A 26,136-nucleotide genomic window follows, 5' to 3' on the forward strand; every position below is an offset into this window, starting at 1 on the left:
CGTCGGCCCCCGCGTTTTCTTGCTCGCTTCGCCACAACTGCTTGTTATGACAGGCTGGAATGTAATCTCGGCTTGTTTGCCCTTGCACCTAGGGGAAACACCACTGGCACGCATCAAAGCTTGCCGCGAAGCTGTTATGACATGTTGAGCAATCTATTCATCGGAATCGATATCGGATCCAGCAGCCTGAAGGCGCTGGCCATCGACGCGGCGAGCGGCCGGGTCGCCGCATTGGCGCGCCAGACGCTGCCCTACGAACGGCTGCAAGGCGGCGGTTGCGAGGTGAGCGCCGGGGCCATCCACGCCGCGCTGGATCGGGTGCTGGGCGACGTCGCGCAGCAGCTGGGGCCGCAGGTTTCGGCGGTGCGCGGATTGGCCTGCACCGGCCACGGCGCCGGCCTCTACGCGCTCGACGCCAAGGGCGAACTGGTGGGCGGCCGCGCGGTTGCCTCCACCGACCAACGGGCGCAAGCGCGCGCCCAGGCCTTGGCGCAGCAGCAGGGCGCGCAGCTGTTCGACGACGTGGGTTGCGCGCCCTGGGCCGGCCAACCCACCGTGCTCGCTGCCGAGCTGCTGGGCACCGACGCGCTGCAGCGCGGCGCGGTGCATCGCATCCTGTTCGCCAAGGACTACCTGGGCTATCTGCTCACCGGCGAGATGGCCACCGACGCCAGCGACGCCAGCACCGCCGGCCTGCTGTCGCTGGCCAAGGGCGACTGGTCGGCGCGTGCGCTGGCGGCGTCCGGCCTGGCCGATATCGGCGCCCACAGCTTTGCACCGCTGCGACCCAGCGGCCAGGTGATCGGCCAGCTGCTGCCTGCGCGCGCGCAGGCCTGGGGGCTGCCGGCCGGCCTGCCGGTGGCCATGGGCGCCATCGATTTGCTGGCCGCCATGGACGCGGTGTGCGCGCAAGGGCGCCGGCGCGCCGTCTCCGTGCTGGGCACCTGGTGCGTCAATGCCGTCAGCGGCCCGGTGCGCGAACCCAAGCCGGCGGTGGGTGCCATCGTCAACTTCGGCGCGCCCGAGCAGCGGCTCTACATGGACAACAGTCCTTCGTCGATGGCCAACATCGCCTGGGCCACCGCTGCCCTGGGCCTGCCCGATGCGCAGGCGCTGCTGGACCTGGCCATGACGGCGCCGCTCGGCGCGCATGGCCTGCGCTTCCTGCCCTTCGTCAATGGAGGGGGACCCGGCGCGGGCTACGTTGGGCTGCGCAGCCAGCACACGCGTGCCGACCTGGCGCGCGCCGTGGTGGACGCGGTGGCGGCGCTGCATGCGCGCCAGCTGGGGCGGCTGGCCGCTTGCGGCCTGGACGTCTCGGCGCTGACGGTGCTGGGCGGCGGCGCCAGCGACATCCGCCTGGTGCGTCTGCTCGCCGGCTTTCTGGGCCGCGCGGTCGAGCGCTGCGCCGACGACGAATCGGGCGCCCGCGGCGCCGCCATCTGCGCCGCGCTGTCGCAGGGCCTGCACGACGCTGGCAGCGCCCACAGCCTCTTGCTCGCGCCTCGCGACACGGTCGAACCCGACCCGGCGCAGGCGAATCACGAGGCCGACTTCATGGCCGGCTTCAACGAACTGATCGACCGCAGCACGGCCAACGCCGTCGCGCGGCATACCAACAACTCATGAGCGCCTGGCAACTGCCCTACGTCCGCCCCGCCGCATTGGCGGGCCGCCATTTCTCCACCGTCATCGTCGGCGCCGGCATCAACGGCATCGGTGTGCTGCGCGATTTGTCGCTGCAGCGCATCGACTGCCTGCTGGTCGACAAGGGCGACTTCGGCTCCGGCGCCAGCAGCGCGCCCTCGCGCATGATCCATGGCGGCCTGCGCTACCTGGAGAACGGCAGCTTCTCGCTGGTGGCCGAGGCCACGCGCGAGCGCAACCTGCTCTTGCGCAACGCGCCGCACCTGGTGCGCCCGCTCAAGACCGTGGTGCCGCTGGCCAGCTTCTTCGGTGGCCTGGCCGGCAGCGCGCTCAAGTTCTTCGGCGCCAAGGCGCCGCAGCAAAAGCGCACGCGCGGCCTGCTGGCAGTGGCGCTTGGCCTGAATCTGTACGACCTGCTCGGCCGGCACCAGCGCGCGCTGCCGGGGCACCGCATCGAGCGCCTGAACGACAGGGACCGCGCGCTGTTTCGCGACGCGATCCGCTGGAACGCCACCTATTTCGACGCCTGGATCAGCCACCCCGAGTGGCTCATGCTGGAGCTGATCGCCGACGCCTGCCGCGATCAGCCGCGCTCGGCCGCCGTCAACTACTGCCGCGCCATCGGCTGCGCCGGCAACATGGTCACCCTGCGCGACGAGCTGACCGGCGAGCTGGTGCACGTGACGGCTGACTGCGTGGTGAACGCCGGCGGCGCCTGGCTGGACCGCTGCACCGAAGTGCTGGGCGGCGGGGCGCCGCGCGTGATGGGCACCAAGGGATCGCACCTGGTGCTCGACCATCCGCAGCTGCGCGACGCGCTGCAAGGCCGCATGGCCTACTTTGAGGCGGTGGACGGCCGCGTGTGCATCGTCTATCCCTTTCTGGGCCGCGTGCTGGTGGGCTCCACCGACATCCCGGTGGACGACCCCGACCGCGTGGTCACCGAGCCGCAAGAGATCGACTATCTGCTCGAGGTGCTGCGCGAGTTGTTTCCCAAGCTGCGCTTTGCGCACGGCGACGTGGTCTACACCTATGTCGGCGTGCGGCCGCTGGCGCGTTCCGACGCCGAGCATCCGGGCCAGATCTCGCGCGACCACTCGGTGGTGCTCGATGCGCCCGACGCCACGCGCGACATCCCCATCGTCGGCCTGGTGGGCGGCAAGTGGACCACCTTCCGCGCGCTGGCCGAGGAGGCGACTGACCTGGTGCTGCGCCAGCTGGGCCGCACGCGCACCGCGTCGACGCGCGAGCTGCCCATCGGCGGCGGCGCGGAATTTCCGGCCGATGAAGCCGCGAGCGAGCGGCTGGTCAAGCGCATGGTGGCCGCCACCGGCATCGCGCCGTGGCGCGCCACTTCGCTGCTGGCGCGCTATGGCAGCAAGGCGCCGGCACTGGCGCAGCGCCTGGCCGCCTCGGGCGAACGACCGCTGGCGCACGCGCCGGCCTACTCGGCCGCCGAGATCGGCTACCTGTGCCTGGAAACCGGCGTGGTGCACCTGAGCGACCTGATCATCCGCCGCACCTTGCTGGCCATTCGCGGCGAAGTCACCGACGCCGCCTTGGCCGAACTGGCCGATGTCGCGGCCGAGGCGCTGGGCTGGGATGCTGCGCGCCGCCAGCAGGAACTGCACGACTGCGCTGCGTTGCTGCGCGAACGGCATGGCGTGCGCCTGGCGGCCACGCCGGCGCCGGCCGCCACCGGGCCGCATGCTTTCGAGGCATCATCACGAGAGAGCTCCGCCCTTGACCCCATTTGATCTCGACAACTCCCCCGTGAATCGCCCGAACGATCTTCCGCCTGCCGCTGTCGCTGGTGCTGCAGTGCTCGACCGGAACTCCGAATCGCCCTTGTGGGCGCAGTTCCGCGACGCGATCCGCCTGCAGATCCTGCAGGGCGAGCTGCCCATCGGCGCTAAGCTGCCGTCCGAGGCCGAGCTTGGCGAGCAGTTCGGCATCTCGCGCATCGTCGTGCGCGAGGCGCTGGCCGACCTGGTGCGCAACGGCCTGATCTACAAGATCAAGGGCCGCGGCGCCTTTGTCTCGGCACGCGAGCGCGACGAGGATTTCGTCTCTACCGTGCTGGGCTTTTCAGACGAGATGGAGCGCAAGGGCCGGTCCGTGCGCACGCAAATCTTGTCGCAGGAACTGCGCGCGCCCACCGAGCAGGAGGCCAGCACGCTGGGCCTGCCCGAGGGCGCGCAGGTGGTGGCGCTCAAGCGTCTGCGCAGCGTGGATGGCGAGCTGCGCTTGTTGGTCGAAACGACCGTGCCCGCCGACCTGGCGCCAGGCCTGCATCGCGCGCGGCTGGATGACCGCTCGTTGTATGACGTGCTGCGCCGCCAGTACGGTTTGCGCCTGGTGCGCGCCGAGCGCTGGATCGACGCGGTGCTGCCGGATGCCGAGACGTGCGCGCTATTGGCCCTGCCGCAGCCGGAGCCGCTGCTGCGGATCGAGTCGATCACCTATGGCGCGAATGGCAGGCCGGTGGAGTACTACCGGGCGCTGCACCGCTGCAAGTCGAGCCGGTTGCATGTGCAGACGACGACTTGAGGGGCAGTGCACGGCCGTCGAGCTACTGGCCCAATCGCGATTGCCTCTAGAGCAGCCGCTTCAGATACCGCCCCGTATGACTCTCGTCATTCGCAGCCAGTTCTTCAGGCGTCCCTTCCCCCACCACGGTGCCGCCACCGGCCCCGCCTTCCGGCCCCATGTCGATCAGCCAATCCGCGGTCTTGATCACATCCAGGTTGTGCTCGATCACGACGATGGTGTTGCCCGCATCGCGCAACTGATGCAGCACCTTCAGCAGCAATTCGATATCCGCAAAGTGCAACCCGGTCGTCGGCTCGTCCAGGATGTAGAGCGTGCGCCCCGTGTCCCGCTTGCTCAGCTCCAGCGCCAGCTTGACCCGCTGCGCCTCGCCGCCTGACAGCGTCGTTGCGGCTTGGCCGAGCTTGATGTAGCTCAGGCCCACGTCCAGCAAGGTCCGGAGCTTGCGCTCGATGGTCGGTACGGCCTTCAAGAATTCGTAGGCCACCTCCACCGTCATGTCCAGAATCTGCGCGATGTTGCGGCCCTTGTACTGGACCTCCAGCGTCTCGCGGTTGTAGCGCTGGCCGTGGCAGACCTCGCAGGGCACGTACACATCCGGCAAAAAGTGCATCTCCACCTTCACCACGCCGTCGCCCTGGCAGGCCTCGCAGCGGCCGCCGGCCACGTTGAAGCTGAAGCGCCCGGGGCCATAGCCGCGCTCGCGCGCGGTGTTGGTCTCGGCCATCAGCTCGCGGATCGGCGTGAACAGGCCGGTGTAGGTGGCCGGGTTGCTGCGCGGCGTGCGGCCGATGGGCGACTGGTCGACGTTGATCACCTTGTCGAAGTACTCGATGCCTTCCACCGCCTCGTGCGCGGCCGGCTCGTCGTGGGCGCGGTACAAGGTGCGGGCCACCGCGGAATAGAGCGTGTCGTTCACCAGGGTCGACTTGCCCGAGCCCGACACGCCGGTCACGCAGGTCAAGAGGCCGACCGGGAAAGCGACGTTGACGTTCTTCAGGTTGTTGCCGGTGGCGCCGAGCACACGGATTTCCTGCAGCGCGCCCTGGCTGGCCAGGTGCGCCGCCTCGCGCGCGGCGCGGCGCTCCGCGGCCGGGCTCATGGGGAAGCGCGAGATCGGCTTCTTCTTGCTGCTTCCCTCATCCTCGCCTTCCTTCCTCAGCACCGGCAGCCAGGGCGTGCGCCGCTGCGGCACGGCGATCTTGCGCCGGCCCGACAGGTACTGGCCGGTGAGGGATTCGCCGCTCTCGGCCACCTGCTGGTAGTTGCCCTGGGCCATCACCTGGCCGCCGTGCACGCCGGCGCCCGGACCCATGTCGATGATGTGGTCGGCGGCGTGGATCATGTCCTCGTCGTGCTCGACCACGATCACGCTGTTGCCGATGTCGCGCAGGTGCTTCAGGGTGCCGATCAGGCGGTCGTTGTCGCGCTGGTGCAACCCGATGCTGGGCTCATCCAGCACGTACATCACGCCCGTCAGGCCCGAGCCGATCTGGCTGGCCAGGCGAATGCGCTGCGCCTCGCCGCCAGACAAGGTGTCGGCGCTGCGGTCCAGGCTCAGGTAGTTCAGGCCCACGTCGTTCAAGAACTTCAGGCGCAGCCCGATCTCGCGCACCACTTTGTCGGCGATGTCGGCCTTGGCGCCGCGCAGATGCAGCGTCTGAAAGTACGCGAGGCTCTCGCGCAGCGTGAGGTGGCTGATCTCGTAGATCGCCATGCGCGTGGGCTCCTGGCCCTCTTGCGCCGGCCCGTTCACCAAAAAGACGTTGCGCGCCTCGCGGCGCAGGCGCGAGCCTTCGCAGTCGGGGCAGGGCTGGATGTTGCGATAGCGGGCCAGTTCCTCGCGCACCATGGCCGAGTCGGTCTCGCGATAGCGCCGCACCATGTTCGGGATGATCCCTTCGAAGGGGTGCTTCTTGACCAGCTTCTTGCCGGCCGAAGCGCCCGACTCCATGGTGTAGCTGAACTTGATCTCTTCACTGTCCGAGCCGTTCAGCAGCACCTGCTGGACGCTGGCCGGCAGCGACTCGAAAGGCGTGTCGACGTCGACCTTGTAGTGCTTGGCCACGTTCTCCAGCATGCTGAAGTAGTAGCCGTTGCGCCGGTCCCAGCCCTTGATGGCGCCGCTGCCCAAAGAGAGCGATGGAAAGGCCACCACCCGCGTCGGATCGAAGAACTCGCGGTGCCCCAGCCCGTCGCAAGCCGGGCAGGCGCCCACCGGCGAGTTGAAGGAGAACAGGCGCGGCTCCAGCTCGGCCAGCGAGTAGTGGCAGATGGGGCAGGCGAACTTGGCGTTGAACAGGTGCTCCTTGTCGGGCACGCCTTCCGCCCCAAGCTGCAGCGCGATGGCGCGGCCGTTGGCCAGGCGCAGCGCAGCCTCGAAGCTCTCGGCCAGGCGCTGCTGCATGTCGGGGCGGGCGCGCAGGCGGTCGATGACGACGTCGATGTCGTGCTTCTCGGTCTTTTTGAGCGTGGGCAGGTCGCTGTATTCGTAGGTCTGGCCATCGACGCGGAAGCGCACATAGCCGGCGGCCTGGATTTCGGTGAAGAGTTCGACGAACTCGCCCTTCTTCTCGCGCGCCACCGGTGCCAGGATCATCAGGCGTGGCTCGTCCGGTAGTGCGAGTACCGCATCGACCATCTGGCTCACCGTCTGTGCCTGCAGGGCCAGGTGGTGGTCGGGGCAGTAGGGCGTGCCGGCGCGCGCGAACAACAGGCGCAGGTAGTCGTGGATCTCGGTCACCGTGCCCACGGTGGAGCGCGGGTTGTGGCTGGTGGCCTTCTGCTCGATGCTGATGGCGGGCGAGAGCCCTTCGATCATGTCCACATCGGGCTTGTCCATCAGTTGCAGAAACTGGCGGGCGTAGGCCGACAGGCTTTCCACGTACCGGCGCTGGCCTTCCGCATACAGCGTGTCGAAAGCCAGGCTGGACTTGCCCGAGCCCGACAAGCCGGTGATCACCACCAGCTTGTTGCGCGGGATGTCCAGGTCGATGTTCTTCAGGTTGTGCGTGCGGGCACCGCGGATGCTGATGCGCTGCTGCGCCAGCAAGGCGCCGAGGTAGGCTTCTTGTTCCAGGGGGGCGTTCACGTTCCGGGCTCTTTCGGGCAACCGGGCATGATAGACGCCCGGCGCTGTCAGCGCCCGGCTTCGGTTTCCGCGGGTTTGGCGGTGCTGCTGACAGCCCCTGCCACCAGGTGATCGGCCAGGGGGCGGTCCATCGATGCAGAAGATTCTGACACCTCCGGTGTTAACCCCCGTGCGGCGCCTGTGGCCAGGCGGCATCGGGCACAATCCTTGGCTTCTTTCCTTCTCCTTTATTCGCATTCATCAGGGGCAGTGCACATGGCATCGGTCAATAAAGTCATCCTCGTCGGCAATCTCGGCCGCGACCCAGAAACCCGCACCTTCCCCAGTGGCGACCAGGTGTGCAACGTGACCCTGGCCACCACCGACAAGTGGAAAGACAAGCAAAGCGGCGAAATGCGCGAAGCCACCGAGTGGCACCGCCTCGTCTTCAACGGCCGCCTGGCCGAAATCGCCGCCCAGTACCTGCGCAAGGGCTCGCAGATCTATGTCGAGGGCCAGATCCGCACCCGCAAGTACACCGACAAGGATGGCGCTGAAAAGTACGCCACCGACATCCGCGTCGACCAGATGCAGATGCTGGGCAGCCGCCAGGGCCAGGGCGCCCCGTCGGGCGGCGGCGATGACGATGGCTACGGCGGCGGGGGTGGCGGCGGCGGTGGCTACTCGCGCCCGCCGGCCGCGGCGCCCCGCGCTCCGGCCCCCGCGCCGCGCCAGGCACCGTCCAAGTCCTCCTCGGGCTTCGACGACATGGACGACGACATTCCGTTCTGACGTTCTGAGCCCCCAGGGCCGGGCCAGCCCGGCTGCCTGCAAGGCCGCGGGCCGCAGACGCGGGTCGAGTTGCGGCTCTAGCGGGAATCGAGCAGCATGGTTGCCATGCCCGGGCTCGCCCCAGATCAAGATCGCCCATGTGTGGTTTCGCTGACGGCCAGCCACGGCAGCTTCGACCGCCTGCACGAGCGCGCGACGCGCTCCGAGGTAGGGCGCCGGCTGGCGACGCTCAAGCAGTTCGACTGGTGCGGTGAATACGACCCGGGCCGCCACTACGACCCGCGACCCTACTTCGTGCCAAGCGACACGCTGCTTGCCGCCGACGTGCGTCAGCGGCTCGGCATCGAAAGCGAGCGGGACCTGTTCGGCGGGGTGGTGCCGCATGCCTTCGTTGCCACCAAGGTGATCTCCCATCCTCTGGTCGACGACGAGGCCAGCCGTCCTGCGGGGTGGAACGCCGGCTTCGGCGTGGCGGTGAAGCCGGCCGTGCTGGCAGGCTATTCGTCCTTCAGTCTCGAGGATGCGCGCAAGGCCGGCCGGCAGTTGCTGCAACGGCACGGCGCGGTGCGGCTGAAGCCGGCAGGCGCCAGCGGCGGCCAGGGCCAGGAAGTGGTGCGTGACGTGCAGCGGCTGGAGCGGGCGCTGGCGCAGATGTACGCCGACGATGGCCTTGCAGGCGTGGTGCTGGAGGAGAGCCTCGACAAGCCGGTGACCTTCAGCGTCGGCCAGATCTTCGACGGCAGCATCCGCGCCAGCTATCACGGCGTGCAGCGCAACACGCTGAACAACTGCGGCGAGACGGCCTACGGCGGCTCCGACCTCAAGGTGATTCGCGGCGGCTTCGACGAGCTGCTGAAGCAGAGGCTGCCCGAGCGCGTGCGGCTGGCGATCCGGCAGGCGCGCCACTACCATGAGGCGGTGCGCGCCGAGTACCCCGGCGTGTTCGCCTCGCGCATCAACTACGACGTTGTGCAAGGCCTCGGTGCCGACGGCAATGCGCGCAGCGGCGTGCTGGAACAATCCTGGCGGGTGGGTGGGGCGACGGCTGCGGAAATCGCTGCGCTCGAGCGCTTCCGGGAGCGGCCGCGCATGCGCCAGGTACGGGCCTCCTGTTTCGAGGTCTATGGGCCCTGCCGTGTGCCGAGCGGTGCCAGCATCTACTTCGAGGGACATGATCCGCAGGTGGGACAGATCGCCAAGTACGCCATGATTCAGAGCCATGCCGACACGACAGAGCACCATCCAGATCCGCGTTGACGGCGAGCGCATCGACGGCACGCTGGTCGCGCCCTCGGCCGTGGTGCCGGGCGTTCTGCTGGTGCACGGCTGGGACGGCAGCCAGGACCAGTACATCGCGCGCGCCCACGAGATCGCCGTGCTGGGCTGCATCTGCCTGACGATCGACCTGCGCGGCCACGCGCGGCATGTCGCCCAGCGGCACGCCGTGACGCGCGAGCACAACCTGAAGGACGTGCTCGCCGCCTACGACGAGCTGGTGCGGCATCCGGCGGTGGACCCGGCCGCCGTTGCCATCGTGGGCAGCAGCTATGGCGGCTACCTGGCCGCCTTGCTGAGCAATCTGCGGCCGGTGCGCTGGCTGGCGCTGCGCGCTCCGGCGCTGTACCGCGACGACAGGTGGAACCTGCCCAAGGGCCAACTGGACCCCGAGGACCTGAAGGCCTACCGGCAGACGAGCATCGAGCCATCGCAGAACCGCGCGCTGGCGGCGTGCAGCGAATTCAGGGGCGACGTGCTGATCGTGGAGTCGGAACACGACAGGACCATTCCGCCCGCGGTGATCAAGAACTACGTGAATGCCTTTCGCCAGGTGCGCTCGATCACCTATCGCGTGCTGTCCGAGGCCGACCATGCCCTGTCGAACGACGAGATGCGCCAGGCCTACGGCCAGCAACTGCTGGGCTGGATGGGCGAGATGGTGAAGGGCGCGCGCGCCATCAAGGCTTGAAGCGCCGCCCCCAGCCGTACCAGAAGCAGAGTGCCGTCGGGATGCCCAGCGTGACCCAGGCCAGGGCATCGCCGAGGCCGCCGTCGCTGAACAGGGCCGAGATCAGGCCGACGCCGGTCATGAGGCCCAGCGTGATGGGCCAGCCCCACAGGCGCCAAAAGTGCGAGCGGTGCGAGGGGTGTTGCTGCTGCTCTTGCTTCATGGCGAGGGTATTGCTTTGGAATTGGCAGCCGCCGGTTGCGCGGAGGGCGTGGGCAGGCCCTGGGGCGCGGCCTCGGTCTTGTGGTCCTTGCGCTTGGCGTGCTCATGTACCGGATTGCTGCGCTTGAGCCACAAGTACAGCCCGCTGCCCAGCACGATGATGGTGGCGATGTCGAGCAGCGCCCAGATGATCTGCATCGGCATGCCGCCGTAGTCGCCGAAGTGCAACGGCTGCGACACCAGCAAGGCCGTCAGGTACCAGGGCAGGGCGGGCTTGGCAGTGACTTCGTTGGTCTTGGCGTCCACCAGCACGGGTTGCAGCAGGCGCGAGGTGAAGGGTTCGTTGCCGCGCAGGAACACCGTGTTGTGGTGCGGGCTGGAAAAGGCCGTGCCCGGGAAGGCGATGAAGGACAGCTTGGTGCCCGGCGCCTGCGCCAGCGCCAGGTCGAGCGAGCGCTGTACCGAGCCGCGCTCGGCCGCCGGCACCATGGCCTGGCCCTTGTAGGGCGCGAGCAGGGCGCTGAGCTGGTCGTACTGCCAGTACTTGATGACCAGGTCGGCCCAGGTGTTGATCATGCCGGTCGCCCCCACGGTGAAGGCCCACACCAGCGTCACGATGCCCAGCAGGTTGTGCAGATCCAGCCACTTCAGGCGCGGGCGGCGTTCGCGCCGCACGGTGCCGAACTCGAGCTTGCGCATGAAGGGCGCATACAGCACCACGCCGCTGACGATGGCCACCAGCAGCAGCAGGCCCATGAAGCCCAGGAACAGCTTGCCCGCCAGGCCGGCGAACAGGTCGACGTGCAGCTTGAACATCACCCACATGAAGCCTTCGTCGAACTTCGGGGTTGCCAGCACCTGGCCGGTGCGCGCGTCCACCGCCACCGACTTGAAGTCGTCGGTGGGATCCGGCGTGGGCGTGAGCGTGACGAACCAGATCTTGTCGCTGTCTTCTTCCTGCGAGACGAACTGCACCACCCGCTCCGGATAGAGCGCATGTGCGGTCTTGATCACGTCGTCGAGACTGGCGCGCGGGCTGTTGGCGGGCATCTCGGGCGCCTCGACCTCGGTGCCCAGCAGGTGGCCGAGCTCGTGGTGAAAGATCAGCGGCAGCCCGGTGATGCACAGGAGCAGCATGAAGATGGTGCAGACCAGGCTGCTCCACTTGTGCACCCAGGCCCAGGTCTTGATGGATTTGGAGTTCATCGTGTCTTCATCGTTGGTGATGCGCGCTTAGAAGCGGTAGGTGGCGCTGGCCACCACGTTCCGACGGGCGCCGTACCAGCAGTCGCCGCGCGACAGGCAGGTGCTGAAGTAGGTCTTGTCGCTCAGGTTGTTGACGTTCAGCGCCAGGCGCAGCTTGGCGCTTTCCCACGAGATCATGGCGTCGACCAAAGTCTGGCTGGGCACCTCGGGGCCGATGCCGAAGGACGTGTCGCGGAAGGCGCTCATCCAGCGCACGCCGGCGCCCACTGCGAAGCCGGGCATGCCGGCAACGGCAAAGCGGTACTTGGCCCAGATGCTGGCCATGTTCTCCGGCAGGCCTTCCAGCACCGGGTCGACGTCGGTGTAGGTGTAGTTGGCGATCAGGTCCAGCGCGGAAGTGATGCGGCCGCGCGCTTCCAGCTCGACGCCGCGGGTCTTGGTGTCGTCGAGCTGCTCGATCACGTTGGGCGCAGGCGAGGTCGTGCGATCTTTTTCGCGAAGGTCGTAGACGGCCGCGTTGAAGGCCAGGGCGCGGTCCTTCGGTTCGTACTTGATGCCGGCCTCCCACTGCTCGCCGCGCAGCGGCTTGAGCACCTGGCCACGCACGGGCGCTTGCGGCGAGAAGGATTCGGAATAGCTCACGTAGGGTGAGATCCCCACGGGCGCGGCGTACAACAGGGCAAAGCGCTTGGTGGTGGCGCTGTCCTTCTGGTCGGACGAGCCTTCGGCGCCGGAGGTGGTGTCGTCGTGGCGCAGGCCGCCCATGAAGACCCAGTTGTCCAGCTTCATCTGGTCCTGGATGTAGTAGCCGCTGCTGCGCTGGAAGGCCTGCGGCAGCGGATCGCGCGTGGCCGGCAGGGTCAGGTTGCCGTACACCGGGGCGTAGGCGTCGATCTCGCTGAAGCCCACGGTCCCGCCGTAGACGTTCTGCTTCTGGCGCGAGAAGTCGGCACCCAGCAGCAGCGTGTGCTGCAGCGCGCCGGTCTTGAAGTTGCCCTGGACGTTGTTGTCCATCACCGAGATGCGGTTCTGCGTCAGCTGGTAGTCGAGGTAGCGGCCGAGGATGCGCTTGTTGATCGGGTCGGCGCCCCAGCCGCCCGGGATGGTGAACGAGTCGCCCCAGTGGTAGCGGGAGTCGTTCTCGTTCTCGGCATAGCGGAAGTTCTGGCGGAAGGACCAGGCGTCGTTGAACTTGTGTTCGAACTGCCAGCCGACGGTCTTGCGCTCGCTGTTGTAGTAGTCGCCAGGCTCGCCGATGAAGCGGCTGCTCGGCAGCTGGCCGTTGGGATTGGGCAGCAAGGTGCCTTCCCAGGGGAAGAATTGCGAGCTGCTGCCGCTCTTGTCCTTCTGGTAGAGCGCCTGCAGCGTCAGGCTGGTGGCGCCGCTCGGGCGCCAGGTCAGCGAGGGGGCGATCACGGTGCGGTCGTCGGGCACGTAGTCGACTTGGGTGTCCGCCTTGCGGGCCAGTGCCACCAGGCGGTAGGACCAGTCGCCGTCTTGCGTCAGGGCGCCGGTCAGGTCGGCCTGGATCTGCTTGCGGCCGTAGCTGCCGAATTCCACGCCGACCTCTCGCTGGGTTTCTTGCAGTGGGCGCTTGCTCACCATGTTGACGATGCCGGCCGCTGTGCCGGAGCCGAACAGCATGCCCGATGGGCCGCGCAGCACCTCCAGGCGCTCCAGCGTGTAGGGCTCGGTGCGGGTGTTGCTGGTGTAGTAGCCGTAGGCCTGGCGCAGACCGTCGAGGTAGACGTCGGGGTAGCTGCCGCGGATGCGCACCGAGTCGGTCCGGGAATCCAGGCCGTAGGCGTCCGAGCGCACGCCGGCGGCGTAGTTCAGCGCGTCCTGGATGTTGGTGGCGCCCTGGTCGACCATCTGGTCGCGCGGCACCACCGTCACGGACTGCGGCGTCTCCAGGAGCGGCGTGTCGGTCTTGGTGGCCGTCACGGCGTTCTTGGCGCGGTAGCCGATCACCGGCGAGGTGGCGGTTTCGTTCTCGGCGCTGGCGTCCACCCGCACTTCGGGCAGGGCGGTGGCAGGTGTCGGCGCGGCTTGGGCCAGTGCCTGCTGGTGGGAAAGAATGGCGACGAGACTGGCCAGCAGGGCCACGGTGCGGGAGGGCTGGAAGGGTGTGCGCATGGTTATTGGTTCTTGGGCGAACAAGAGAACAGCGAATGATAACGATTCGTATTCTATTGAACAGCAACAACTCCGTTACATATCCCGCGTAGCACGACAGGTCTTGCGGCGCGGTCCGGAGTGCGTTGCGGCCCCAGCGCACGTCCGCGAATAGGACCGGCGCCGGCAGGATTCAAGGCGGCGCGCCATGATTTCGCCCATGCCTCCCTTTTCCATCCTCGACCTCTCGCCCATTTGCGAGGGCGGCGACGCCGCGCAGTCCTTCCGCAACTCCCTGTCCCTGGCGCAGCATGGCGAACGCCTGGGCTACCAGCGCTACTGGCTGGCCGAGCATCACGGCATGCCGGGCATCGCCAGCGCCGCCACCGCGGTGCTGCTGGCCTACGTGGGCGCCGGCACCTCGACCATTCGGATCGGGGCTGGCGGGGTGATGCTGCCCAACCATTCGCCGCTGGTGATCGCCGAGCAGTTCGGCACCCTGGAGTCGCTCTACCCCGGCCGTGTCGACCTGGGGCTGGGCCGCGCGCCGGGCTCGGACCAGCGCACGGCACGGGCCCTGCGGCGCGACTTGGACACCAATGCCGATCAGTTCCCGCAGGATGTGCTGGAGTTGATGGATTTCATGTCCAAGGAGCCGCGCCAGCCGGTGCTGGCGGTGCCCGGACGCGGGCTGGAGGTGCCGATCTGGATCCTCGGCTCCAGCACATTCGGCGCCCAGTTGGCGGCGCACCTGGGCCTGCCCTACGCCTTCGCTTCGCATTTCGCGCCGCAGCAGCTGATGCAGGCCATCGAGATCTACCGATCCACCTTCAAGCCCTCAGCGCAGTTGGCCAAGCCTTACGTGATGCTGGGTTTCAACGTGTTTTGCGCCGAGACCGACGAAGAGGCGCAGTTCCGCGCGAGCTCCTGGCAGCAGGCCTTCGTCAACCTGCGCAGCGGCCGGCCTGGCCGGCTGCCGCCACCGGTGGAGGGCTACCGCGAGCGCGTCGGCCCGGCCGAGGCGGCGCTGCTCGACTCCGTGCTGTCCTGCTCCGCCGTGGGATCACCGGCAAGCGTGCGCGTCGCCGTCGACGCCTTCGTGGCGCGCACCGGGGCCGACGAGCTGATGATCACCTCGCAGGTCTTCGACCACCAGGCGCGGCTGCGCTCCTACGAACTGCTGGCGCAGCTACGTGACTGAGCGTGTGACTCCCTGGGAGATGACGCCACCACCCAGGCAGACCTCGCCGTCGTAGAGCACGGCCGACTGGCCAGGCGTCACCGCCCATTGGGCTTGCGGGAAGGCCAGGCGGAAGGCGCGGTTGGCCCCATCAGCGAGATCGCAGGCCGCGTCCGCCTGCCGGTAGCGCGACTTGGCGGCGTAGGTGCCGCCGGCCGGTGCCTCGCCGGCGACCCAACTCGCGTCGTCAGCCTCCAGCACGTTCGACAGCAGCCAGGGATGGTCGTGCCCCTGCACCACCCACAGCGTGTTGGAAGCCATGTCCTTGCGCGCCACGAACCAGGGCGAATGGTCGCTGCCGCCGCGTGCCGCGCCCTTTTGCTTCACCCCGCCGATGCCCAGCCCCTGGCGCTGGCCCAGGGTGTAAAAGGACAGGCCCTGGTGCTCGCCCAGCACGCGTCCGCGCTCATCGCGGATCGGGCCCGGCTCCTTGCTGATGTAGCGGTTGAGGAATTCGCGAAACGGCCGCTCGCCGATGAAGCAGATGCCGGTCGAATCCTTCTTCTTCGCGTTGGGCAGCCCGATCTCGTCGGCAATGCGCCGCACCTCGGTCTTGCGCAGCTCGCCGACCGGGAACAGGGTTTTGGCCAACTGCTGCTGGTTCAGGCGGTGCAGGAAGTAGCTCTGGTCCTTGGCCGGATCCAGGCCCTTGAGCAGCTGATAGCGCACGCGCGCGCCATCGCGCGCAGCCGCGCGCGATGCTTCGTCATGCGCCATGGGCTCGCCCGTGTCCGCTGCCACGCAGCGGACACGGGCGTAATGCCCGGTGGCGATCTGCTCGGCGCCCAGGCGCATCGCGTGGTCGAGGAAGGCCTTGAACTTGATCTCCGCGTTGCACAGCACGTCCGGGTTGGGCGTGCGGCCGGCCTGGTACTCGCGCAGGAACTCGGCGAACACGCGGTCCTTGTAATCGGCCGCGAAGTTCACATGCTCGATCTCGATGCCCAGCACGTCGGCCACGCTGGCGGCGTCGACGAAGTCGATGTTGGACGAGCAGTACTCGCTGTCGTCATCGTCTTCCCAGTTCTTCATGAAGATGCCGATGACCTCGTGGCCCTGGCTCTTGAGCAGGTGCGCCGTCACCGCGGAATCGACACCACCGGACAGGCCCACCACCACGCGCTTCTTCTTCGTGCTCATAGGGGTCGATTGTCCCAGGCCGCCCCAAGCCGCTGCCCATGTGCGGGAAATCACCAAGCGTCGATGGCGCGGAAGCGCCGACCCGCGCTCTCACAATCCGCATTCAGTGTCAAATTCTGTAAGGCCTGCATGACCGACCTCTTCACGCCCGCCTGGCGCCCTTCGCGCCGCACCGCCTTCCAGTCGCTGGCCGTCCTGGCTGCCGGTGCCGCCTCGCTGCCTGGCTGGGCCCAGGCGCCGGCCTGGCCGCAGAAGTCGATCCGCCTGGTGGTGCCTTTCGCACCCGGCGGCTCCAGCGAGGTGGTGGCGCGTTCGGTGGCCGCCGAGCTCACCAAGCAACTGGGCCAGAGCGTGTTCGTGGAAAACAAGCCGGGCGGCGCCGGCACCATCGCCATGCAGGACATCGCCAAGGCGCCGCCGGACGGCTACAACCTGATCCTGGGCCATGTGGGCACCCTGGCGGTGAATCCCTACATGCTGACCAACCAGCCCTACGACGTGAACCGCGACTTCGTGCCGGTGACCTTGCTGGCCAAGGTGCCCAACGTGCTGGTGGTGCATCCGGACGTGCCGGCGAAGAACTTCAAGGAGTTCATCGCCTACGCCAAGGCCAATCCCGGCAAGCTCAACTATTCCTCGGCCGGCAACGGCAGCGCCGGCCACCTGAGCATGGAATACCTCAAGCTGACCGCCGGCTTCTTCATGACCCACATTCCCTATCGCGGCAGCGGCCCGCAGATGACGGACCTGCTGGCCGGCCGCACCCAGGTGGCGATGAACGGCCTGCCCAGCGTGTCGGCCTTCATCAAGTCGGGCAAGCTGCGCGCGCTGGCGGTCGGTTCGGCGCAGCGCGTGGCGGCCCTGCCGGACGTGCCGACCATTGCCGAGAGCGGCTACAAGGGCTTCGAAACCTCGCAGTGGTACGGCCTGCTGGCGCCGGCCGGCACGCCCGCACCGATCGTCAGGCGGCTGCAGGAAGAAAGCCTCAGGGCGTTGAAGGCCGGCCCGGTGACCGAGCGCTTCGCGCACGATTCGGCGCTGGGCGTGGGCGACACGCCGGAGCAATTCGCCGCCTTCATCGCGGCCCAGCAGAAGATCTGGAAAGAGATCGTCGTCAAGGCAGGCATCAAGCCCGACTGACGCTCAGCCGCGCAGCGACGGGTCGACGTGGATCAGTCCGAGCGGATGGCGCGCACCGCGCAAGTAGTCCTCCATGCACTGCAGCAGCAGCGGGCTGCGATGCCGCGCGTGGCTTGCACGGATCTCGTCCGGCGTCATCCACAGGGTGCGAACGATGCCGTGGTCGAGCGACCGGCCCCGCTCGCGCTCGCCCAGCTCGCCGCAAAAGGCAAAGCGCATGTAGGTCAGGCCTTCGCCACGGACGCTGGCGCGTGCCATGTAGATGCCGACGAGGGCGGTTGGCGTGAAGGCATGCGCCGTTTCTTCCAGCGTTTCGCGTGCGCAGCCTTCGGCCGGTGATTCGCCCGGGTCCAGGTGGCCGGCCGGCGAATTGAGCTTCAGGCCTTCGGCTGTCTGTTCCTCGACCAGCAGGAAGCGGCCATCCTTTTCGATGATGGCCGCCACGGTGACGTTGGGTTTCCAGCGCAGGTCGTTCATCGGTCGTTGTCGTCGCGGGCGTTGGCGGTGATGAATTGGAAAGTGCCGGCGGCCGGCTTGGGAAGCACGAGTATGACGGTGCAGCCTTCGTTCTCCGCGCTCTCGATTTCGACGCTGCCGCCATGCCGCTGCACCGCCGTGCGCACCAGCAGCAGCCCCAGACCGATGCCATGCACCTCCGGGTGCGATTCACGGTGCAGCCGGTGGAAGGGCTGGAACAGCTGGGACTGCAGCTCGACCGGAATGCCTGGCCCCCGGTCCTGGATGGCCACTGTCCAGTGTGATTGGCGCTCGCCGATGCGGCAGACCAGATCGCTGCCCGCCGGCGAGTACTTCAACGCGTTGCCCAGCACGTTGGTCAAGGCGCGCGACAGCAGGCCGCGATCGCCGATGCAGGGCGCCTCCTCCAGCGGGGTGTCCAGCCGGATGCGAACCTCTCTGCGGCGCGCCTCGGCCCAGGCGTTGTCCATGGCCTGCATGCTCAGCTCGACCAGGTCCAGCAGTTCGGCCTGGAAAGACTGCGCTTCGGCGCGTGCCAGGTTGACGAAGCCATCGGCCAATTCCAGCCCAGTGTGGGCGTGGCGCTCGATGCGCTGCAGCAGCAGGTCGCGCGGCAGCATCGAAGGCCGGGCGCGGGCCAGTTCGATCACCGTCAGGATGGAGGCGCTGGGTTCGCGGATGTCGTGCGAGATGAAGCGCAGGGCTTCGTCGCGCTGGCTCTGTGCGCGGCGCATCTTGCTGATGTCTACCAGCGCCACCATCCAACCCGCGTAGGCATTGCCGGAATCGAGAACGGGCACGCAGCGCAGCAGCAGGATGCGTCCTCGCCCTCGCCTGTGATGGGCACGGGATGCTCCGAATCGAGCGCGCCGGCGTGAATCATCGGCTGGCCCGTGTTGCGCGAGCGCACGTCCTTGAGCAACTCGTGCGCGTCGCAGTCCACCAGCGTCCAGGCCTCGCGCTGCCAGTGTCGCGCGGCGGCGCGGTTGGCAAGGTAGACGCGGCCGTGCCGATCGAGCACCAGGGTGGCGTCTGGCAGGTGGTCGACGCCATCGCGCACGAAGCGGTGCATGTCGCGCACCCGCTGCACGGCGGTGGCGGTGGCATCGATCTCGCGATCGAGAAAATCGCCGTCCTGGGCCGCGCCGTGGGGCATCGACATGCCGTCGAGCACGGTGTTGAGCTCGCGCGTGCCGCGCTGCAGGAAGCGATAGGCCGCAGTCAGCCGCGCCAGGCTCCACAGCGGATACACCAGCAGCAGCCCGATCAGTCCTGGCGCCGCCGAAAAGCGCAAGCCCAGCCAGGGTTGCGCCATCTGCAGGCCGGTGCGCGCCAGCAGCATGCTGACGATCAGGGCGAACACGCCCAGCGGGCCCAGCCACAATAGGCCCAGCAGCACGACCACCAGCGGCGCCAGGTTGAAGGCCAGGTCCTGCCAGGCGGAGGCTGCGTGAATGTGCACGCCGCCGTCGAGCGCTTGCAGCACCGTGGCGAAGATCTCCACGCCGGGCACCAGGCCGTTGGGGGTGGGGGCCGGGCTGGCGAACAGGTCGGCCAGGCTCTCCGCGGTAGCGCCGATCAGCACATAGCGATTGCGGAACACCTCCGGCGCCACCTTGCCGCGCAGCACGTCGACATAGGACACCGTGAAAAAGGGCGCCGTGGGCGCGGTGTAGAGCAGCAGCTCTGGATGGTGGCGCTGCCAGCGCGCGCCGGGGGGCGAAGTTTGCGGACCATCGTTGATTGAAGGCTGCGGCGCCCGCAGGTCATTGGCGGCCTGTTGCATGGCCAGCGAAAACTGCGGCCACTCCCGCCCCGCAAAGCCTTCGTGCAGATAGACGCCCTCGGCCACGCCATCACCGTCTACCGACAAGTGGGCATGGCCCAAGGCGGTGGCGGCCTGGGCCAGTTCAGGCGCGGGCAGCGCTTCGCTTTGGAACATCGCATGGCGGCCACTCACCTGCAGCGCCATCGGCAGCACGACGCAGCCGGCCTCTTTTATGCGCTTGGCCAGCAGCGTATCGTCGTCGGGATGCTGGGCGCTGTTGCCGTCGAGTAGCAGGTCCAAACCGATGCAGCGTGGGGCGCCGCCGCGGGAAATCTGGCGCAGCACTTCGGCATGCAGCGCGCGCCGCCAGGGCCAGCGTCCAATCGCTTCCAGGCTTCGGTCGTCGATGGCGACGATCACGATGTTGTCGGCCGCGGCAGGCCGCATCAGGTTGAGCGCGCTTTCCTGCAGGATCCGGTCCACACGCGGCAGGCGTTGGGGGATGGTCAGCCAGGACACCAGCGCGATGAGCCCCAGCGCCAGGGCCAGCCAGGCGCCTCGGCGCCGTGCCAGCCCCTGCCAGCGGCAGTGCGGCGAGGCCGCCTGCTGCAGATTTTCGGGCGGATGGTGAAAAGACATGGCGAGCGCACGGCGGGCCGGCCGACGGCCGGTCGTCGGCAAGCGGAAGAAGTGTGCGGATCTAGCCGCGAATGCTGGCGACCGCGCCTGGCGTCCGGGCGTCGAAGACCTGGGTGCGTCGCCGCAAGGGCACGCGCCGCGGACCGGCGATTGCGGAGGCATTGTCGAGCGTCGCGCCGTAGGAGCCGCTGAAGCGCTTTTCGGCCACGTTGGCGGCGGGAACGCGCACGACCGTGCCGTCCGCCAGTTGGAGCGCCATGCCGGCGTCATCGCTGACTGGCGCGCCGGCGCTTCCGTCCGGTGGCATGCCCGCCTGGGCCAGAGCCGCGCTTGCCAGCAGCGGGAGCACGGCTGCGAGGCAGCGGCTTCGGATGGTGCGTCTCATGCTTGTACCTCTTCGTCGTCGCTTGCCGAAGAGAAGGCAGAGAGCGACGACGCCTCCACCATCTCGAGGCGATAGCCCAGGCCGTAGACCGCCGACAGGAGGAAGCCGTTCGACGGGCGCAGCGACAGCTTGCTGCGCAGGCGCGAGATGTGGGTGTCGAGCGAGCGCGAGGGTTCGTCGGGCCCGCGTCCCCAGACCGCCTCGCGCAGGTGTTCGCGCGACAGCAGCCGGCCCAGGTTCTGAAACAGGAACAGGGCCAGCTCGTATTCGCGGTGCTTGAGATCGATCGGCTCCCCGTTGACCTGCAAGGTGCGCGACTGGGGCTGGAAGTGATAGGCGCCGAATTGAAGCTCGACTTCGTGATGGCTGGGGTAGGCGCGCCGCAGCAGGGCGCGCACGCGCGCTTCGAGTTCGGCCACGCGAATCGGCTTGACCATGAAGTCGTCAGCACCGGCGGCCAGGCCCGCCACCATGTCGGCCTCGTCGCGCCGGTTGGTGACGAACAGGATCGGAATGCGGCTGGCGAGTTCTTCCCGCACCCACTTCACGACGGCCGGGCCCGGGATGTCGGGCAGCGTCCAGTCGAGGATCAGCAGGTCGAAGGATTGCTGCCGCAGATCGCGCAGCAGCGCTTTGCCTTCGGTGTAGAGATGGCATTCGTGCTCGATGCCATTCATGGTGTGACGAATCAGTTCGAGCTGTGATTGCTCGTCGTCGAGTGCAGCGATGCGCATGGTGGTCCATCCCCTTTACTCTTGTGTGGGCCCAGTCTAGGTCCGCCCTTTGGAGCCCAGAGCAGCAGCAATAGTTGCGAATGTCAACTCTCGCGCCAAATGTCACGGTAACGCAGAGCACCGTTTACCAAGTGTGGGAATCGTCGACGGGCTGCTTCGGAAATTGCTGCAAAAGACAGCGTCAGGACGCCTTCGCGCCCCTCTTCGTGACCCTTTGTAATCTTCGGGTAAGCTCGCCGGGTTTGCGCTGACCCCCCTCTAGGAGACTTCTATGTTGATTGGCGTGCCTGCCGAGAGCACGGCGGGCGAAACCCGCGTGGCCGTTACACCCGAGACGGCCAAGAAGCTTGTCGCCTCCGGGCATACGGTGCGGGTCCAGTCCGGGGCGGGTCTGACGGCTGCTGCCACCGATGCCGCCTACCAGGCAGCCGGCGCGGAGATCGTCGATGCGGCGAGTGCCTTCGGCAGCGAGATCGTGCTGAAGGTGCGTTCGCCCGAAGGCAACGAAATTGCCCTGATGAAGCCGGGCACCGTGGTGGTCGGCATGCTCAATCCCTTCGACGCCGCCGGCCTCTCGCGCCTGGCCGCCGCCAACCTGACAGCTTTCGCGCTGGAAGCGGCGCCGCGTACCACGCGCGCCCAGAGCATGGACGTGCTCTCCTCGCAGGCCAACATCGCCGGCTACAAGGCGTTGATGATCGCTGCCGATAAGTACCAGCGCTTCTTCCCCATGCTGATGACGGCTGCCGGCACCGTGAAGGCGGCTCGCGTGGTGATCCTGGGCGTGGGCGTGGCCGGCCTGCAAGCCATTGCCACTGCCAAGCGCCTGGGCGCGGTGATTGAGGCCTCGGACGTGCGCCCGAGCGTGAAGGAACAGGTCGAGTCGCTGGGCGCCAAGTTCATCGATGTCGCCTACGAGACCCAGGAAGAAAAAGAAGCGGCCGAGGGCGTGGGCGGCTACGCCCGCCCGATGCCGCCGAGTTGGCTGGCGCGCCAGCAGATCGAGGTGGCCAAGCGCGTGGCGCTGGCCGACGTGGTGGTCAGCACCGCGCTCATCCCCGGCCGCGCGGCGCCGACCCTGATCACCGAGGACATGGTCAAGTCCATGAAGCCGGGCTCGGTCATTGTCGACATCGCCGCCGGCCGCGGCGTTGACGGCGTGGGCGGCAACTGCACCTTGTCGGAAGCCGACAAGACGGTGCAAAAGCACGGCGTGACCATCGTCGGCGAGACCAACCTGCCAGCCCTGGTGGCGGCGGACGCCTCGTCGCTCTATGCGCGCAACGTGCTTGACTTCCTGAAGCTGGTTTGCCCCGCGGAGGGCGGCTTCAAGATCGATCTCGAGGACGACATCGTCGCCGCCTGCATGGTGGCGCGCGATGGCCAGGTCACGAAGAAGTAAGAGCGACAAGCCAAAGACAAGACGCGCGAGGAGAAGCCATGGATCCCGTCAGCCACACCGTCATCAACCTGATCATCTTTGTGCTCGCCATCTACGTGGGCTACCACGTGGTGTGGACGGTCACGCCCGCCTTGCACACGCCGCTGATGGCGGTGACCAACGCTGTCTCGGCCATCGTCATCGTGGGCGCCATGCTGGCGGCCGCGCTGACTGAAAGCTGGCTGGGCAAGTCGATGGGCGTACTGGCGGTGGCGCTGGCCGCGGTCAACGTGTTCGGCGGCTTCCTGGTGACCCGGCGCATGCTGGAGATGTTCAAGAAGAAAGACAAGAAGGCTCCGGCCGCCAAGGCGGAGGGCCACTGATCATGTCGATGAACGTCGTCACATTGCTGTACCTGGTTGCCAGCGTCTGCTTCATTCAGGCCTTGAAGGGCCTGTCTCACCCCACCACGTCGATCCGCGGAAACCTCTTCGGCATGGTCGGCATGGCCATCGCCATCCTGACCACCGCGGCGCTCATCGTGCAACTGGCCGGCGGCAAGGCGCTGGGCATGGGCTGGGTGCTGCTGGGCCTGCTGGTGGGTGGTGTCTATGGCGCCTACCGCGCCAAGACCGTCGAGATGACGCAGATGCCCGAGCTGGTGGCCTTCTTCCACAGCATGATCGGCCTGGCGGCCGTCTTCATTGCGGTGGCAGCCGTCGTCGAGCCCTGGGCCTTCGGCATCACGCCGGCACCGGTGGAGGCGCTGATCGGCGCCAACACGCCGCTGGGCACCTTCGTGGTGGATGGCATCGCCCGCTACGCGATTCCGGCCGGCAACCGGCTCGAGCTGTTCCTGGGTGCTGCCATCGGCGCCATCACCTTCAGCGGCTCGGTGATCGCTTTCGGCAAGCTGTCAGGCAAGTACAAGTTCCGCCTGTTCCAGGGCGCGCCGGTGCAGTTCAAGGGCCAGCACATGCTGAACCTGGTGCTGGGCTTGCTGACCATCGGCCTGGGCCTGGTCTACATGGCCACGGAGAGCTGGACCGCCTTCTTCCTGATGCTGGCGCTGGCCTTCGTGATGGGCGTTTTGATCATCATCCCGATCGGCGGCGCCGACATGCCGGTGGTGGTGTCGATGCTCAACAGCTACTCGGGCTGGGCGGCGGCGGGCATCGGCTTCTCGCTGAACAACGCGATGCTGATCGTGGCCGGTTCGCTGGTGGGCTCTTCGGGTGCGATCCTGAGCTACATCATGTGCAAGGCCATGAACCGCTCCTTCTTCAACGTGATCCTGGGCGGCTTCGGCGGCGAGGCCGCGGCTGCCACTGGCGGGGCCCAGGAGCAGCGCCCGGTCAAGAGCGGCAGCGCAGACGACGCGGCCTACATGCTCGGCAATGCCGACACCGTGATCATCGTGCCGGGCTACGGCCTGGCGGTGGCGCGTGCCCAGCATGCGGTGAACGAGCTGGCCGAGAAGCTCACGCACAAGGGCGTGAAGGTGAAGTACGCCATCCATCCGGTGGCCGGCCGCATGCCGGGCCACATGAACGTCTTGCTGGCCGAGGCCGAGGTGCCTTACGACCAGGTGTTCGAGATGGAAGACATCAACGGCGAATTCGCGCAGGCCGACGTGGCCATCATCCTGGGTGCCAACGACGTGGTGAACCCGGCCGCGCTCACCAAGGGCACGCCGATCTACGGCATGCCGATCCTGGAGGCCTACAAGGCCAAGACGGTGATCGTGAACAAGCGCTCCATGGCTGCGGGCTACGCCGGCCTGGACAACGAGCTTTTCTACATGGACAAGACCATGATGGTCTTCGGCGACGCCAAGAAGGTGGTCGAGGACATGGCCAAGGCGATCGAGTAGCTTTCTTTTAAGAAGAGATGGGCGCGGCGCAATGCCGCGCCCGGCAAGTAGTGAGTGAGACTGGAGACAACACAATGACAGACCGCCCCTGGCTGACCAGCTATCCCGCAGGCGTTCCCGCCGATATCGACCCGAGCCAGTACAAATCGCTGGTCGGTCTGATGGAGGAGAGCTTCAGCCGCTACGCCGAGCGCGTGGCCTACAGCTTCATGGGCAAGGACGTGACCTATGCGCAGGTGGACCAGGCCAGCCGCAGGCTGGCGGCCTACCTGCAGGGCCTGGGCCTGGCCAAGGGCGACCGCGTGGCAATCATGATGCCCAACACGCCGCAGTACCCGATCTCGGTGGCCGCCATCTTGCGCGCCGGCCTGGTGGTGGTGAACGTCAATCCGCTGTACACGCCGCGTGAGCTGGAGCATCAACTCAAGGATTCGGGCGCCAAGGCAATCGTCATCATCGAGAACTTCGGCGCGACCCTGCAGGCCTGCATCGCCGCGACGCCGGTCAAGCACGTGGTGCTGGCCGCCATGGGCGACCGCCTGGGCGGCCTGAAGGGTGCGCTGGTCAACTTCGTGGTGCGCAACGTCAAGAAGATGGTGCCGCCCTTTCAGCTGCCGGGCGCCGTGCGTTTCAACGAGGCGCTGGCTCGCGGCGTTCCGAGCAAGCTGCAGCAGCCCGAGATCGGTCCCGACGACGTGGCGGTGCTGCAATACACCGGCGGCACCACCGGCGTTTCCAAGGGCGCGGTGCTCCTGCATCGCAACGTGATCGCCAATGTGCTGCAGTCCGAGGCCTGGAACAAGCCGGCCATGGACAAGGTGCCTGCCGGCGAGCAGCCCACTGCGGTGTGCGCGCTGCCGCTTTATCACATCTTCGCCTTCACGGTGAACATGATGCTGTCGCTGCGCACCGGCGGAAAGACCATCCTCATCCCCAATCCGCGCGACCTGTCGGCGGTGCTCAAGGAGCTGTCCAAGCACACCTTCCACAGCTTCCCGGCCGTGAACACGCTGTTCAACGGTCTGGCCAATCATCCCGACTTCGGCACGGTGAACTGGAAGAATCTGAAGGTCTCGGTCGGCGGCGGCACCGCGGTGCAAAGCGGCGTGGCCAAGCTGTGGCTCGACAAGACCGGCTGCCCGATCTGCGAGGGCTACGGCCTGTCGGAAACCTCGCCCTCGGCCAGCTGCAACCCGGTCACCAGCAAGGAATACACCGGCACCATCGGCCTGCCCCTGCCCAGCACCTTCATGAAGCTCTTGGACGATGCCGGCAACGAGGTGCCCATGGGCCAAGCCGGCGAGATCGCCATCAAGGGCCCGCAAGTGATGGCCGGCTACTGGCAGCGCCCCGACGAAACCGCCAAGGTCATGACGGCCGACGGCTACTTCAAGAGCGGCGACGTCGGCGTGGTCGACGAGCGCGGCTACTTCAAGATCGTGGACCGCAAGAAGGACATGATCATCGTCAGTGGTTTCAACGTGTATCCGAACGAGATCGAGGATGTGGTCTCGCAGATCCCCGGCGTCATGGAATGCGCGGCGGTGGGCATCCCCGATGCCAAGACCGGCGAGGGCATCAAGCTGGTGATCGTCAAGAAGAGCCAGGATCTCACCGAGGAACAGGTGCGCGAGTTCGCCCGCGCCAATCTCACGGGCTACAAGCAGCCCCGGGTGATCGAGTTCCGCGCCGAGCTGCCGAAGACGCCGGTCGGCAAGGTGCTGCGGCGCGAACTGCGTGGGTGAGCCCACAGGGCCGGGCCAGCCCGGCCGCCCGCCCCCGTGGGGGATCAAGCAAAGTGGCAAAGCCACA

General features: G+C 67.5%; 22 protein-coding genes. 12 read left to right on the forward strand and 10 right to left on the reverse strand.

Translation table 11 applies throughout. The features are described from left to right. Positions 1-141: 141 nt before the first annotated feature. Genes ACIPRI_RS07940 through ACIPRI_RS07950 form a run of 3 tightly spaced genes read left to right on the forward strand, consistent with a single transcriptional unit; the run spans position 142 to position 4,197 of the window. Positions 142-1,629: an FGGY family carbohydrate kinase gene (locus ACIPRI_RS07940; RefSeq protein ID WP_446620876.1), complete on the forward strand. Its 1,488-nt coding sequence runs from the start codon at positions 142-144 to the stop codon at positions 1,627-1,629. Then, the gene (locus ACIPRI_RS07945) at positions 1,626-3,404 is read left to right on the forward strand and encodes a glycerol-3-phosphate dehydrogenase/oxidase (protein WP_446620877.1); all 1,779 of its coding nucleotides are present in this window, start codon (positions 1,626-1,628) and stop codon (positions 3,402-3,404) included. Before ACIPRI_RS07940 ends, ACIPRI_RS07945 begins: the two co-directional genes overlap by 4 nt. 16 nt (positions 3,405-3,420) lie before the next feature. Beyond that, positions 3,421-4,197: a GntR family transcriptional regulator gene (locus ACIPRI_RS07950; protein ID WP_446620878.1), complete on the forward strand. Its 777-nt coding sequence runs from the start codon at positions 3,421-3,423 to the stop codon at positions 4,195-4,197. A 46-nt stretch (positions 4,198-4,243) separates the two neighbouring features. Here the strand turns inward: ACIPRI_RS07950 and uvrA are convergent, their stop codons facing one another. Continuing rightward, positions 4,244-7,288, reverse strand: a complete 3,045-nt coding sequence (uvrA, locus tag ACIPRI_RS07955) for an excinuclease ABC subunit UvrA (RefSeq protein ID WP_446620879.1) — start codon at positions 7,286-7,288, stop codon at positions 4,244-4,246. A gap of 255 nt (positions 7,289-7,543) precedes the next feature. Between uvrA and ssb the strand changes: the two genes are divergently transcribed. From ssb to ACIPRI_RS07970, 3 genes are all read left to right on the forward strand, one after another. Then, complete coding sequence (gene ssb, locus ACIPRI_RS07960) at positions 7,544-8,059, forward strand: single-stranded DNA-binding protein (protein WP_446620880.1); 516 nt, start codon at positions 7,544-7,546, stop codon at positions 8,057-8,059. A 141-nt stretch (positions 8,060-8,200) separates the two neighbouring features. Beyond that, positions 8,201-9,316, forward strand: a complete 1,116-nt coding sequence (locus ACIPRI_RS07965) for a DUF3182 family protein (RefSeq protein WP_446620881.1) — start codon at positions 8,201-8,203, stop codon at positions 9,314-9,316. Continuing rightward, on the forward strand, positions 9,279-10,025 hold the full coding sequence (locus ACIPRI_RS07970; protein WP_446620882.1) for an alpha/beta hydrolase family protein: 747 nt from the start codon (positions 9,279-9,281) through the stop codon (positions 10,023-10,025). The genes ACIPRI_RS07965 and ACIPRI_RS07970 overlap by 38 nt, the downstream gene beginning before the upstream one ends. Here ACIPRI_RS07970 and ACIPRI_RS07975 read toward each other — a convergent pair. Genes ACIPRI_RS07975 through ACIPRI_RS07985 form a run of 3 tightly spaced genes read right to left on the reverse strand, consistent with a single transcriptional unit; the run spans position 10,015 to position 13,568 of the window. Then, positions 10,015-10,227, reverse strand: coding sequence for a hypothetical protein (locus ACIPRI_RS07975; RefSeq protein WP_446620883.1), 213 nt, complete (start codon positions 10,225-10,227; stop codon positions 10,015-10,017). The two genes, ACIPRI_RS07970 and ACIPRI_RS07975, sit on opposite strands and share 11 nt — an antisense overlap. Further along, on the reverse strand, positions 10,224-11,432 hold the full coding sequence (locus ACIPRI_RS07980) for a PepSY-associated TM helix domain-containing protein (RefSeq protein WP_446620884.1): 1,209 nt from the start codon (positions 11,430-11,432) through the stop codon (positions 10,224-10,226). The genes ACIPRI_RS07975 and ACIPRI_RS07980 overlap by 4 nt, the downstream gene beginning before the upstream one ends. A gap of 27 nt (positions 11,433-11,459) precedes the next feature. Continuing rightward, positions 11,460-13,568 (reverse strand): TonB-dependent siderophore receptor, encoded by a 2,109-nt coding sequence (locus ACIPRI_RS07985; protein ID WP_446620885.1) that lies wholly within the window; start codon positions 13,566-13,568, stop codon positions 11,460-11,462. A 199-nt stretch (positions 13,569-13,767) separates the two neighbouring features. Between ACIPRI_RS07985 and ACIPRI_RS07990 the strand changes: the two genes are divergently transcribed. Next, entirely contained in the window at positions 13,768-14,748 is a 981-nt protein-coding gene (locus tag ACIPRI_RS07990) for an LLM class flavin-dependent oxidoreductase (RefSeq protein ID WP_446620886.1), read from the forward strand. On the opposite strand, the gene mnmA is transcribed toward ACIPRI_RS07990, so the two are convergent. After that, positions 14,737-15,927 (reverse strand): tRNA 2-thiouridine(34) synthase MnmA, encoded by a 1,191-nt coding sequence (gene mnmA / locus ACIPRI_RS07995; RefSeq protein WP_446620887.1) that lies wholly within the window; start codon positions 15,925-15,927, stop codon positions 14,737-14,739. The genes ACIPRI_RS07990 and mnmA overlap by 12 nt on opposite strands. A gap of 129 nt (positions 15,928-16,056) precedes the next feature. On the opposite strand from mnmA, the gene ACIPRI_RS08000 reads away from it, so the two are divergent. Beyond that, the gene (locus ACIPRI_RS08000; RefSeq protein ID WP_446620888.1) at positions 16,057-17,067 is read left to right on the forward strand and encodes a Bug family tripartite tricarboxylate transporter substrate binding protein; all 1,011 of its coding nucleotides are present in this window, start codon (positions 16,057-16,059) and stop codon (positions 17,065-17,067) included. 3 nt (positions 17,068-17,070) lie between these two features. Here the strand turns inward: ACIPRI_RS08000 and ACIPRI_RS08005 are convergent, their stop codons facing one another. The 5 genes from ACIPRI_RS08005 to ACIPRI_RS08025 all read right to left on the reverse strand — a co-directional run bounded on the left by ACIPRI_RS08005 (position 17,071) and on the right by ACIPRI_RS08025 (position 21,070). After that, positions 17,071-17,544, reverse strand: a complete 474-nt coding sequence (locus ACIPRI_RS08005; protein WP_446620889.1) for an NUDIX hydrolase — start codon at positions 17,542-17,544, stop codon at positions 17,071-17,073. Beyond that, the gene (locus tag ACIPRI_RS08010; protein WP_446620890.1) at positions 17,541-18,344 is read right to left on the reverse strand and encodes a sensor histidine kinase; all 804 of its coding nucleotides are present in this window, start codon (positions 18,342-18,344) and stop codon (positions 17,541-17,543) included. Before ACIPRI_RS08010 ends, ACIPRI_RS08005 begins: the two co-directional genes overlap by 4 nt. Next, a complete protein-coding gene (locus tag ACIPRI_RS08015) occupies positions 18,290-19,951 on the reverse strand; it encodes a CHASE2 domain-containing protein (RefSeq protein ID WP_446620891.1) in 1,662 nt (553 codons plus the stop codon). The genes ACIPRI_RS08010 and ACIPRI_RS08015 overlap by 55 nt, the downstream gene beginning before the upstream one ends. A gap of 61 nt (positions 19,952-20,012) precedes the next feature. Beyond that, on the reverse strand, positions 20,013-20,336 hold the full coding sequence (locus tag ACIPRI_RS08020) for a hypothetical protein (RefSeq protein WP_446620892.1): 324 nt from the start codon (positions 20,334-20,336) through the stop codon (positions 20,013-20,015). Beyond that, entirely contained in the window at positions 20,333-21,070 is a 738-nt protein-coding gene (locus ACIPRI_RS08025; RefSeq protein ID WP_446620893.1) for a response regulator transcription factor, read from the reverse strand. The genes ACIPRI_RS08020 and ACIPRI_RS08025 overlap by 4 nt, the downstream gene beginning before the upstream one ends. Positions 21,071-21,341: 271 nt before the next feature. Between ACIPRI_RS08025 and ACIPRI_RS08030 the strand changes: the two genes are divergently transcribed. The 4 genes from ACIPRI_RS08030 (at position 21,342) to ACIPRI_RS08045 (ending at position 26,069) form a co-directional block, all read left to right on the forward strand. Beyond that, entirely contained in the window at positions 21,342-22,472 is a 1,131-nt protein-coding gene (locus ACIPRI_RS08030; RefSeq protein WP_446620894.1) for a Re/Si-specific NAD(P)(+) transhydrogenase subunit alpha, read from the forward strand. Between the two features lie 38 nt (positions 22,473-22,510). Then, complete coding sequence (locus tag ACIPRI_RS08035; protein ID WP_446620895.1) at positions 22,511-22,834, forward strand: NAD(P) transhydrogenase subunit alpha; 324 nt, start codon at positions 22,511-22,513, stop codon at positions 22,832-22,834. A 2-nt stretch (positions 22,835-22,836) separates the two neighbouring features. Next, on the forward strand, positions 22,837-24,324 hold the full coding sequence (locus ACIPRI_RS08040; RefSeq protein ID WP_446620896.1) for an NAD(P)(+) transhydrogenase (Re/Si-specific) subunit beta: 1,488 nt from the start codon (positions 22,837-22,839) through the stop codon (positions 24,322-24,324). Between the two features lie 74 nt (positions 24,325-24,398). Beyond that, positions 24,399-26,069, forward strand: coding sequence for a long-chain-fatty-acid--CoA ligase (locus ACIPRI_RS08045; RefSeq protein WP_446620897.1), 1,671 nt, complete (start codon positions 24,399-24,401; stop codon positions 26,067-26,069). The last annotated feature ends 67 nt before the right edge of the window (positions 26,070-26,136 follow it).

The organism is Variovorax sp. LARHSF232, assembly GCF_052871435.1.

Bases quoted from the DNA above. Each gene is read 5' to 3' on its own strand.
- ACIPRI_RS08000 (WP_446620888.1), top strand. From the start codon at position 16,057: ATGACCGACCTCTTCACGCCCGCCTGGCGCCCTTCGCGCCGCACCGCC.
- ACIPRI_RS08020 (WP_446620892.1), bottom strand. From the start codon at position 20,336: ATGAGACGCACCATCCGAAGCCGCTGCCTCGCAGCCGTGCTCCCGCTG.
- ACIPRI_RS08040 (WP_446620896.1), top strand. From the start codon at position 22,837: ATGTCGATGAACGTCGTCACATTGCTGTACCTGGTTGCCAGCGTCTGC.
- ssb (WP_446620880.1), top strand. From the start codon at position 7,544: ATGGCATCGGTCAATAAAGTCATCCTCGTCGGCAATCTCGGCCGCGAC.
- ACIPRI_RS07990 (WP_446620886.1), top strand. From the start codon at position 13,768: ATGCCTCCCTTTTCCATCCTCGACCTCTCGCCCATTTGCGAGGGCGGC.
- ACIPRI_RS08045 (WP_446620897.1), top strand. From the start codon at position 24,399: ATGACAGACCGCCCCTGGCTGACCAGCTATCCCGCAGGCGTTCCCGCC.
- ACIPRI_RS08015 (WP_446620891.1), bottom strand. From the start codon at position 19,951: ATGTCTTTTCACCATCCGCCCGAAAATCTGCAGCAGGCGGCCTCGCCG.
- ACIPRI_RS07980 (WP_446620884.1), bottom strand. From the start codon at position 11,432: ATGAACTCCAAATCCATCAAGACCTGGGCCTGGGTGCACAAGTGGAGC.
- ACIPRI_RS08035 (WP_446620895.1), top strand. From the start codon at position 22,511: ATGGATCCCGTCAGCCACACCGTCATCAACCTGATCATCTTTGTGCTC.
- ACIPRI_RS08005 (WP_446620889.1), bottom strand. From the start codon at position 17,544: ATGAACGACCTGCGCTGGAAACCCAACGTCACCGTGGCGGCCATCATC.
- ACIPRI_RS08030 (WP_446620894.1), top strand. From the start codon at position 21,342: ATGTTGATTGGCGTGCCTGCCGAGAGCACGGCGGGCGAAACCCGCGTG.
- ACIPRI_RS07975 (WP_446620883.1), bottom strand. From the start codon at position 10,227: ATGAAGCAAGAGCAGCAGCAACACCCCTCGCACCGCTCGCACTTTTGG.
- ACIPRI_RS07985 (WP_446620885.1), bottom strand. From the start codon at position 13,568: ATGCGCACACCCTTCCAGCCCTCCCGCACCGTGGCCCTGCTGGCCAGT.
- ACIPRI_RS07940 (WP_446620876.1), top strand. From the start codon at position 142: ATGTTGAGCAATCTATTCATCGGAATCGATATCGGATCCAGCAGCCTG.
- ACIPRI_RS07945 (WP_446620877.1), top strand. From the start codon at position 1,626: ATGAGCGCCTGGCAACTGCCCTACGTCCGCCCCGCCGCATTGGCGGGC.
- ACIPRI_RS08025 (WP_446620893.1), bottom strand. From the start codon at position 21,070: ATGCGCATCGCTGCACTCGACGACGAGCAATCACAGCTCGAACTGATT.
- ACIPRI_RS07970 (WP_446620882.1), top strand. From the start codon at position 9,279: ATGCCGACACGACAGAGCACCATCCAGATCCGCGTTGACGGCGAGCGC.
- mnmA (WP_446620887.1), bottom strand. From the start codon at position 15,927: ATGAGCACGAAGAAGAAGCGCGTGGTGGTGGGCCTGTCCGGTGGTGTC.